Origin of the sequence: Lachnoanaerobaculum sp. ICM7 (assembly GCF_000287675.1) — a bacterium.
Lineage (GTDB): Bacteria > Bacillota > Clostridia > Lachnospirales > Lachnospiraceae > Lachnoanaerobaculum.
On the sequence record NZ_ALJL01000017.1, the window covers coordinates 63,469 to 72,602 of the forward strand.

At 36.7% G+C, this 9,134-nt stretch carries 8 protein-coding genes; 7 read left to right on the forward strand and 1 reads right to left on the reverse strand.

Features of this window, described 5'->3' with window-relative positions:
• The first annotated feature begins 65 nt into the window (after positions 1-65).
• The 5 genes from HMPREF1140_RS04750 to HMPREF1140_RS04770 all read left to right on the forward strand — a co-directional run bounded on the left by HMPREF1140_RS04750 (position 66) and on the right by HMPREF1140_RS04770 (position 4,853).
• Positions 66-1,550, forward strand: a complete 1,485-nt coding sequence (locus tag HMPREF1140_RS04750; RefSeq protein ID WP_035619913.1) for a bacterial Ig-like domain-containing protein — start codon at positions 66-68, stop codon at positions 1,548-1,550.
• Between the two features lie 79 nt (positions 1,551-1,629).
• Positions 1,630-1,860: a preprotein translocase subunit SecG gene (secG, locus tag HMPREF1140_RS04755; RefSeq protein ID WP_034212181.1), complete on the forward strand. Its 231-nt coding sequence runs from the start codon at positions 1,630-1,632 to the stop codon at positions 1,858-1,860.
• Between the two features lie 43 nt (positions 1,861-1,903).
• Entirely contained in the window at positions 1,904-4,045 is a 2,142-nt protein-coding gene (gene rnr, locus HMPREF1140_RS04760) for a ribonuclease R (protein WP_009662763.1), read from the forward strand.
• On the forward strand, positions 4,029-4,490 hold the full coding sequence (smpB, locus tag HMPREF1140_RS04765) for an SsrA-binding protein SmpB (RefSeq protein ID WP_007591038.1): 462 nt from the start codon (positions 4,029-4,031) through the stop codon (positions 4,488-4,490). Before rnr ends, smpB begins: the two co-directional genes overlap by 17 nt.
• An 81-nt stretch (positions 4,491-4,571) precedes the next feature.
• Positions 4,572-4,853 (forward strand): LysM peptidoglycan-binding domain-containing protein, encoded by a 282-nt coding sequence (locus tag HMPREF1140_RS04770; RefSeq protein ID WP_009662720.1) that lies wholly within the window; start codon positions 4,572-4,574, stop codon positions 4,851-4,853.
• Between the two features lie 27 nt (positions 4,854-4,880).
• Here HMPREF1140_RS04770 and HMPREF1140_RS04775 read toward each other — a convergent pair whose 3' ends face one another.
• The gene (locus HMPREF1140_RS04775) at positions 4,881-5,936 is read right to left on the reverse strand and encodes a tyrosine-type recombinase/integrase (RefSeq protein ID WP_009662768.1); all 1,056 of its coding nucleotides are present in this window, start codon (positions 5,934-5,936) and stop codon (positions 4,881-4,883) included.
• Positions 5,937-6,159: 223 nt separating this feature from the next.
• On the opposite strand from HMPREF1140_RS04775, the gene eno reads away from it, so the two are divergent.
• Both eno and HMPREF1140_RS04785 read left to right on the forward strand, forming a co-directional pair.
• Positions 6,160-7,458, forward strand: a complete 1,299-nt coding sequence (gene eno, locus HMPREF1140_RS04780) for a phosphopyruvate hydratase (RefSeq protein ID WP_009662719.1) — start codon at positions 6,160-6,162, stop codon at positions 7,456-7,458.
• An 806-nt stretch (positions 7,459-8,264) separates the two neighbouring features.
• Positions 8,265-9,134 (forward strand): N-acetylmuramoyl-L-alanine amidase family protein (locus HMPREF1140_RS04785; RefSeq protein ID WP_009662741.1); only part of this gene is annotated, 870 nt, incomplete at its 3' end.

Below are 9,134 nucleotides of genomic sequence, written 5' to 3' on the forward strand. Positions count from 1 at the left end.
TAAATTAAGCTGTGGGATAATCTTTGATAGATATGTGCTTTGTTTTAGAAAAGTGAGAGATGGATATGGTTAGAAGTAGAGGAAGGAAAAAGAAAAGTAAAGCTTTCATCAGGTACTTTTGTCTTTTTGTGTTTTCAGTTATATTGCTTACTTCTGCGCTAATCGGAGATGACACCAGAGCTTATGGAGAAGGAAGAGAGGCTATCTTTAAAAATCCTATAAATCCGGATTATGAAAGCAATGATAACGGAGTCAAGACATCATTCAGACTTAGAGTACTTAATAATCTGAGTGGAGAAACCGAATATGGTTCCAATGCTATGTCTTTGATTTCCGTAAGCGAAAATGACAATAGAAGAAGCACTATGAAAAATTTTGCCGATATACTTGATATGGATATTTACAGTAATCTTTGCCTTAGTGCAAATATAGAAAACAGTTCCGATGTGGAAAGAGATATAAGTTTTGATATAAAACTGCCTTCTAAAACAGAGGGCAGTGTGTCTGAGCTTAGACTTATAAACTCAAGTCTTGATATTTTTACCGGAGATTTATCAGGCGTTGATATAAAGTATGAGACTGACGGAAAAACTGTCACAGAGACTGAAAGAAAGTCCGGAAAAAAGGTGGATTTTAATAAGGTTAATTCTGTAAAGATAGATGGGAAATTAGCCGCAGGTCAAAAATTTGAAGGCATTTTACCTATGGAAATCATAGAGCAAAGAATGGTAATAGAAAAAAAAGATGATTTTGTGGATGATTTGAAGACTATTGAAGAAGTTAATACAAATAATATCTTTGCTTTCAAATTGGATTACAGATATCCTATCAAGAAAGAACTTAATATGAGCATAGCAACCTGCCATGGAAGTGACAGGGCGGAGGATTTTTTAAACGGAAAAACAGTAGGTATAGTAAGGCGTGATGAGGAAAGCTATGATATATTGCCAAATGATATAATTGAAAAGCTTCCGGGAGCCAATGCGGCATTCTGTTCAATGTTTACTACAGATGAAAAGAAAGACGCATTTGTAAATGATTACAGCTATATCAGTGTCAATACAAAGGATTTCCAGAGCCTTGTAAATGACAGAGGATATTCTCTCCTTATAAAAAACGGTTCATTACAGAATAAATACAGCTTTATAGTCGGAGAAAAAAAGCATATATACGAAGAAGGACTTGAATTACATCTTGGTAAAAAGGATAAGTATAATCACTTGCTTTCAAAGGTATATGTAGAATTTCAAAAGATTCTTGACTGTAAAGACCTTGAGATTACAGTTGGAAGTGAGTGGAAAAACTTTGACAATCTTGTAACCGCAAAGATTCAAAATGATGATGAGATTACAGAGATTGACAGAAGTAAAATAAAAGTTGAGTCTAATGTGGATACAAGTAAAACAGGTGACTACTCTGTAAAATATTCTTATGAAATTTTGCCGAGTATATGGGTAAGTAACAGTGCTAAGGTAAAGGTCACAGGAAACAAAGAGTCATCACATACTGAGAAAGAGAGCAACAGTGACAGCAGTGTAAGAATTGAGTAATAAAATCCGGCTTGCAATTAGTACTGTTTAGTGATATTATAAGAACAGTTTTGTATTTTAATGGAGTGTAAATATGTTAATGTTAAACAGGATTATTTCAATAATATTTATTTTAGTATGCGTTTTCCTGACTGCAGTAGTATTATTTCAGGAAGGAAATGAGCAGGGACTTGGTTCAATAGGCGGTATTGCCGATACATATTGGGGTAAGAACAGAGGCCGTTCAGTTGAAGGCTTGCTTGAGAAGCTTACAAAGGTTGCTGCGGCATTATTTTTGATTTTATCATTAGTTTTAAATATTGTTAAATAACAAAAAGCACTCAAAAGAGTGCTTTTTATTTATAAAGGTTTATATGGATAAGAATATAGAAAAAAGAAAAAAGATAGTGATGGACTTTATAGAAAGTCCTATGTATGTACCTATGAAGGCAAAGGAGCTGGCGGTTTTTTTTAATGTTGATAAAGAAAGAAGACCTGAGCTTGATGAGGTTTTGAAAGAACTGCTGCTTGAAGGCAGACTTGAAATAAGCAAAAGAGGTAAGTACAAAAAGCCTGAGAATAAGTTTTTAATCGGTGAGTTTATGGCAAATCCTAAGGGATTCGGTTTTGTAAGAGTGGAAGGAAGAGATTCGGATATATTTATTCCGGCCGATTATACAGCAAATGCCATGAATGGAGATCAGGTAAAAGTTGTTATAGATATTGAAAGCGGCGAAAAAAGAGCGGAAGGACATATTATAGGTATAGAAAAGCATGCCAATATTCAAATGGTGGGCTATTACAAGAAGAATAATAAATTCGGTTTTGTATTGCCGGATGATACAAAGATTTTAAAGGATATTTATATTCCTGCGTCAAGAGATAAAGGTGCAAAGACCGGAGATAAGGTGGTGGTTGAGATCACAGACTTTGGCGGTGATAAGAAAAAGCCTGAGGGTAAAGTCATTGAAATTCTCGGTAAGAGCACAGATGCAGGAGTTGATATACTTTCCATAGTCAGAGCTTTCGGACTTCCTGAAAAATTTGGTGATGATGTGGAAAATGAATTGAAAAAGATTCCAAGTACAGTCCTTGAAAAAGATATAAAGGGCAGACAGGATTTTAGAGATCTTGTTACCGTGACAATAGACGGTGAGGATGCCAAGGATTTGGATGATGCCATAACTCTTGAGAAAAACGGTAATATATGGCATCTGGGAGTTCATATAGCTGATGTTACTCATTATGTAAGAGAAAATACAGCACTTGACAAGGAAGCATTACACAGAGCTACAAGCGTATATCTTGTGGACAGGGTGATTCCTATGCTACCAAGAAAGCTGAGTAACGGAATCTGTTCATTAAATCAGGGTGAAGACAGACTTGCACTGTCATGTTTGATGGAGATAGATGAAAAAGGAAATATAATAGGGCATAATATCTGTGAGAGCGTTATTAATGTAAATGAGAGAATGACATATACCGCGGTAAATGAAATTATCACAGATTCAAATGAGGAAACAAAGCAAAGATATAGCGAATATATAGAGCTTTTTAATAACTTCAAGTTGGTATCGGAACTGCTTAGAGGCGCAAGAACAAAACGTGGATCCATAGATTTTGATCTGCCTGAGAGTAAGGTGATACTTGATAAAAACGGCAAGGCAATAGATATTAAGCCATATGAGAGGAATTCGGCGACAAAGCTGATAGAGGATTTTATGCTTGCAGCCAATGAGACCGTGGCAGAGGATTTTTTCTGGCAGGATTTGCCTTTCCTGTATAGAGTCCATGAGAATCCGGATCCTGAAAAGATAAAGAGTTTGGCAATATTTATAAATAACTTCGGCTTTACACTCAGAAGAAAAAATGATGAGGTCTCACCGAAGGAGCTTCAAAAACTTTTGGCAAATATTGAAGGAAGTGACGCCGAGGCTATTATATCAAGGATTGCGCTCAGAAGCATGAAGCAGGCAAGATATGATACATCATGCATAGGACATTTCGGTCTGGCGGCAAAGTATTATACTCATTTTACATCACCTATAAGAAGGTATCCCGATCTGCAGATACACAGGATAATAAAAGAAAATATAAAAAACGGACTTTCCGAAAGACGAACAGAGCATTACAGGGCTATTTTAGACGGTGTGGCTTTACAGTCATCACAGATGGAGAGAAGAGCCGAGGAAGCCGAAAGAGAGACTGTAAAATATAAAAAATGCGAATATATGCTCGGTCATATGGGTGAGGAGTTTGACGGAATTATAAGCGGTGTGACAAGCTTCGGTATATTTGTAGAGCTTGAAAATACTGTGGAAGGATTTATAAAGATGTCCGACTTGGAAGGTGATTACTTCGTCTATAATGAAGCCGGATATGAACTTGTGGGAGAAATTACAAAAAAGAAATTTGTTTTAGGTCAAAAGGTAAGAGTAAAAGTCTATGATATAGACAGACTTGCAAAGAGAATTGACTTTAAACTTGTAAAGGAGAGAGATGGCAGAGGGGATTAAGATAATAGCAAATAATAAAAAGGCATATTTTGATTATTTCATTCTGGAAAACTATGAAACAGGTATTGAGCTGTTCGGAACGGAGGTAAAGTCTGTAAGAATGGGTCATGTTTCAATAAAGGAGTCATGGATAAGAATCGAACGTGGTGAAGTCTTTATCATGGGAATGCATATTAATCCCTATGAGAAGGGAAATATATTCAACAAAGATCCGTTGAGAGTAAGAAAACTCTTGATGCATAAGAAAGAGATATTAAAGCTCGATTCAAAGCTTAATGAAAAAGGACTGACCATAGTACCTTTAAAGGTATACTTAAAGGGAAGTCTTGTAAAGGTTGAAATAGGTTTGGCAAGGGGAAAGAAAAACTATGATAAAAGAGAGACACTTGCCAAAAAGACACAGCAAAGGGAGATAGAGAAAGCGATGAAGAGGAGTATGAGGTAAAACGTATGTTCGATTTTCCTCTTGACAAACATATGTTCTTATTGTAGACTTATTACATAGAACAAATGTTTGGAGGAGAATATGAGAAAAGTATTTTTAGCATTCATTTTTACATTGTTTTTAATAAGTTTTTTACTTGGCAGGGCAAATACTACAAGAGCCGGCATGGATACAGAGAATATAAGATATACATCAGTTAAAGTTGAGTACGGCGACAGCCTTGAGAGTATATCTGAAAAATATAATAATACAGGTATATCTGATGACGACTATATAGAACAGATTATGGATATGAACGGAATGGACAGCAACAAGGTGCATCCCGGATGCTTTATAATTGTAAGCTATAAGGTTGAAAGATAATCTTAAATATATTGAGGGAGAAATAAATTACTTCTCCCTCAGTTTTACCACATTTCGGGCGCTTCTTCGCCTGTCATCTTCTATGGCAGCATAGTGTTTCTTGGTAGTATTTACATCACTATGCCCCAAAACATCCGCCACCAGATATATATCGCCGGTTTCCTTATAAAGATTTGTGCCATAAGTGGAACGAAGTTTATGGGGAGTTATTTTCTTTAAAGGACTGATTATTTTGGCATATTTTTTTACAAGGTTTTCAACACTTCTGACAGATAATCTTTTGTTTTGCATTGATAAAAAAAATGCGCCTTCATGTCCGCTTTCTTCCAGAATCAAAACTCTTTCATCATAATAGTTTTGCAAGGCCTCTTTTACCTCGTCCGAGAAATATACAGTAACCTCTTTTCCGCCCTTCCTGTGAATTAAAATCCCGTTATTTTTAAAATCCACATCGGATATATCAAGTCCCACACATTCGGATACTCTTATTCCTGTACCGAGTAATAGAGAGAGCAGTGCAACATCACGTACTTTGGTCTTTCCATGATAGGCTCTTTGCCTGTCGCTTAGTCCTTCACCTCTTTCCGCTTCATCAATCATCATAGCAACTTCGTCAATATCAAGTCTTATAATCTCTTTTGAATGTAATTTCGGCAATTGTACTCTTTCCATTATATTTTCACTGATTTTTTCGGTGCGGTAAAAGTACTTGAATACGCTCTTTAATGTTGAGATTTTTCTTTTTATGGCATTTTCCTTATTTGATATTTTCTTACCGTCTGTGTCACGATATTTTAAATATTCCATATATTCTTCAATGTCTGTTACAGTAAGACTTTCAAGTACGGAAATAGGTATTTCAGTCACACTGCCATATGATTTCTTTATACTTGGATTTTCTTCAAGTAAGAACTGCAAAAATATTTTTATGTCATAGGCATAGGCGATTTGAGTTCTTGATTGTGTACGAGGCTCAATTCCTCTAAAAAAGTCTTTAAAAAATGCCGGGAGCTCTGAAAGCATTGTTCTGAGCTTCTTTATATTCTCTATATCGACTTGTTCATTATACTTATAGTCAGGCATAAATTCCCCTTAATATATCTAAAATAGTGAAGTAATCATCGAATTTTACATTTTTGTACCTGATTGCTCGGCACAATATAATATAATATTTAACAGTATAACAAAATTATATATTTTTATATAGAGTTATCTTGAGATTTATGTTATTATACTATCGTCGCATAGAGTTATAATTTTATCATATAGGTTAAGCGATATATGAGACCAAAAGGAGGTTTTACCAATGAACTATTTAGAAATTGAGAAGGTTATCGGAAGAGAAATACTTGACTCAAGAGGAAATCCTACAGTTGAGGCTGAGGTTTATCTTGTAGACGGAACAATCGGAAGAGGAACAGCTCCATCAGGTGCATCTACAGGTGAGTTTGAGGCACTTGAGCTTAGAGACGGTGACAAGTCACGTTACCTTGGAAAGGGTGTTTCAAAGGCTGTTGAGAATATAAATACAACTATCAACGATGTGCTTGAGGGAATGGATGCATCAGATATCTACGCTGTAGATAAGGCAATGATCGAGGCTGACGGAACAAAGGATAAGTCAAAGCTCGGTGCAAATGCAATCCTCGCAGTATCAATTGCTTGTGCAAGAGCAGCAGCTATTTCACTTGATATTCCACTTTACAGATTCCTTGGCGGTGTTAATGCAAACAGACTTCCTGTACCGATGATGAACATCTTAAACGGTGGTGCTCATGCATCAAACAACGTAGACGTTCAGGAGTTTATGGTTATGCCTGTAGGAGCTCCAAGCTTTAAAGAGGCTCTTAGATGGTGTGCGGAAGTATTCCACAACCTTGCAGCACTTTTAAAGGCTGAAGGACTTGCTACAAGTGTAGGTGATGAGGGTGGTTTTGCTCCAAACCTTACAGGTGGTGATGAGGAAGCTATAGAGTTTATCCTTAAGGCTGTTGAGAAGGCAGGATATAAGCCGGGCGTTGATTTCATGATCGCTATGGACGCAGCATCAAGTGAGTGGAAGACAGGTACAATCGGAAAGTACAAGCTTCCAAAGGCAGGAACAGAGTTCACATCTGCTGAGCTTGTTGAGCATTGGAAGAAGCTTGTTGAGAAGTATCCTATCATCTCTATCGAGGACGGTCTTGATGAGGAAGATTGGGAAGGATGGAAGCTTCTTACAAAGGAACTTGGCGGAAAGGTTCAGCTTGTAGGTGATGACTTATTCGTTACAAATACCGAGAGACTTAAGAAGGGTATTGACAACGGTTGTGCAAACTCAATCCTTATAAAGCTCAACCAGATCGGTTCAGTTTCTGAGACACTTGAGGCTATAAAGATGGCTCACAAGGCAGGATATACATCAATTTCTTCACACAGATCAGGTGAGACAGAGGATACAACTATAGCTGACCTTGCTGTAGCTCTTAACACATGTCAGATTAAGACAGGTGCACCTTCAAGATCAGAGAGAGTTGCTAAGTACAATCAGTTACTTAGAATCGAAGAGGAGCTTGGTGAGAGCGCTTGCTATCCGGGTATGGCAGCATTCAATGTAAAGAGATAATTTACGTATAAATTTAAATAAAATAATATTGCCGGTTTCGGGCTTTGCCCGGAGCCGGTTTTTTGTTTGCTTTTTTAAAATCTATTTTCTGACGAAAATATTAAGAAATAGACTTAATGAATAAGGATATGGATAAAAGACAAGTGTGCAATAACTTAATCTTTTGCGTAGATGCATAATACCTTGTAAACAATCTTGCTTCTGTTTTATGTACTAAAAATATAAGTTAAAATTAAAAAATATATTAAATAATGCTGTTTTATTTATAAAAGCTGAAAACAGTATTACTGCAAAAGATATAAAAACAAAACGATAATTAAAGATTTGACTTATTTGACAAAGTACGAAAATAATAATATTATATGAATATAATATTAACGTAAACTTAAAGCAGTAGAGTGTGGAGTGAGATATGCGTGGAATAAACTTATATGGGACATACTATGTCAGATATCCGTGTGCTGACACTAAATAACGGACAGGACAGTAACTTGCAAAAATTTTAAAATAACTGTAGAAAAATTTTCTGAAATATCTATAAGAGCAAACAGTATAACAAGCATAATTTGAGTTTTTACAGTAATAACATGATATAAATTTCTTTATACAAATGCACTTACAAAAATATTGTTTAAATATATTTTTGTGGGTTGTTTTGTTTGCGTGAAGAAAATATATAAATAAACTAACTGGATATAGAGAGACTGATTTAATGCCATACATTAAACAGTGATATGGGAGTATGCATGTAGAGCATGGTATAGGACCTTATATTCCGGTTGATACACAATCAAGGAGGTGGTTTGATGAAGAAAAAGAGGGTAGTAAGTCAAGCGGGCTTACTGGCGGTTTCCGCTCTTTTCCTTTGGGCAAATCCGTTCACTGCACATGCAGAAGGATGGGATAACTCAAGCGGTGAGTGGAGATATCTGGACAATGCCAATAACGCGGTGTCTGAGGCTTGGAGAAAGTCGGGTGACCTGTGGTATTATCTGGGTGATGACGGCAACATGGTAAAAGATTCAATCGTTACCGTAGGTGACGGCATTTATTATTTGGATGCCGACGGTGTGATGGCAGCTAATCGTTGGGTTCTTGCAAAAGATATCGACGATAATGATGCATGGTATTACTTCGGTGCCGACGGAAAAGCGTACAAGGGCAAAGACGGAAGAGTATACACTCGTGAAATCAACGGAAAGAGATATCTTTTTGATGAAGAAGGAGTAATGCTTACAGGATTCTTCGATGCAGAGGGCAATGCGGTAGAAGATGACAATCCGTTTAAGAGTGCGAAATACTACTTCGGTGATGACGGAGCAATGTATGCGGATCAGTGGTTGCTTTATTCACAGGTAGGAGAGAATCCGGGATATTCAGAGCTTGGACAGAGAAACTACAGTGAGTATGATGAGATGTGGATGTACTTCGGGGCTAACGGAAGAAAGTACGCTGCAAGCAGTACAGATCAGTCAAAGCAGAGAGAGATAAACGGTAAGGCATACCTGTTTGATGAGAACGGTGTAATGATACCTCAGCTTTCCGTAACCAACGCAAACATAAGAGCTACAGCAAGTAACGCTAAGGTAAAATACGGTTCACTTGATGTTGACGGTGAGCTTAAAGACGATTACTGGACATTTACAGTACCTAATGAAGTAATGAGTCAGCATGAT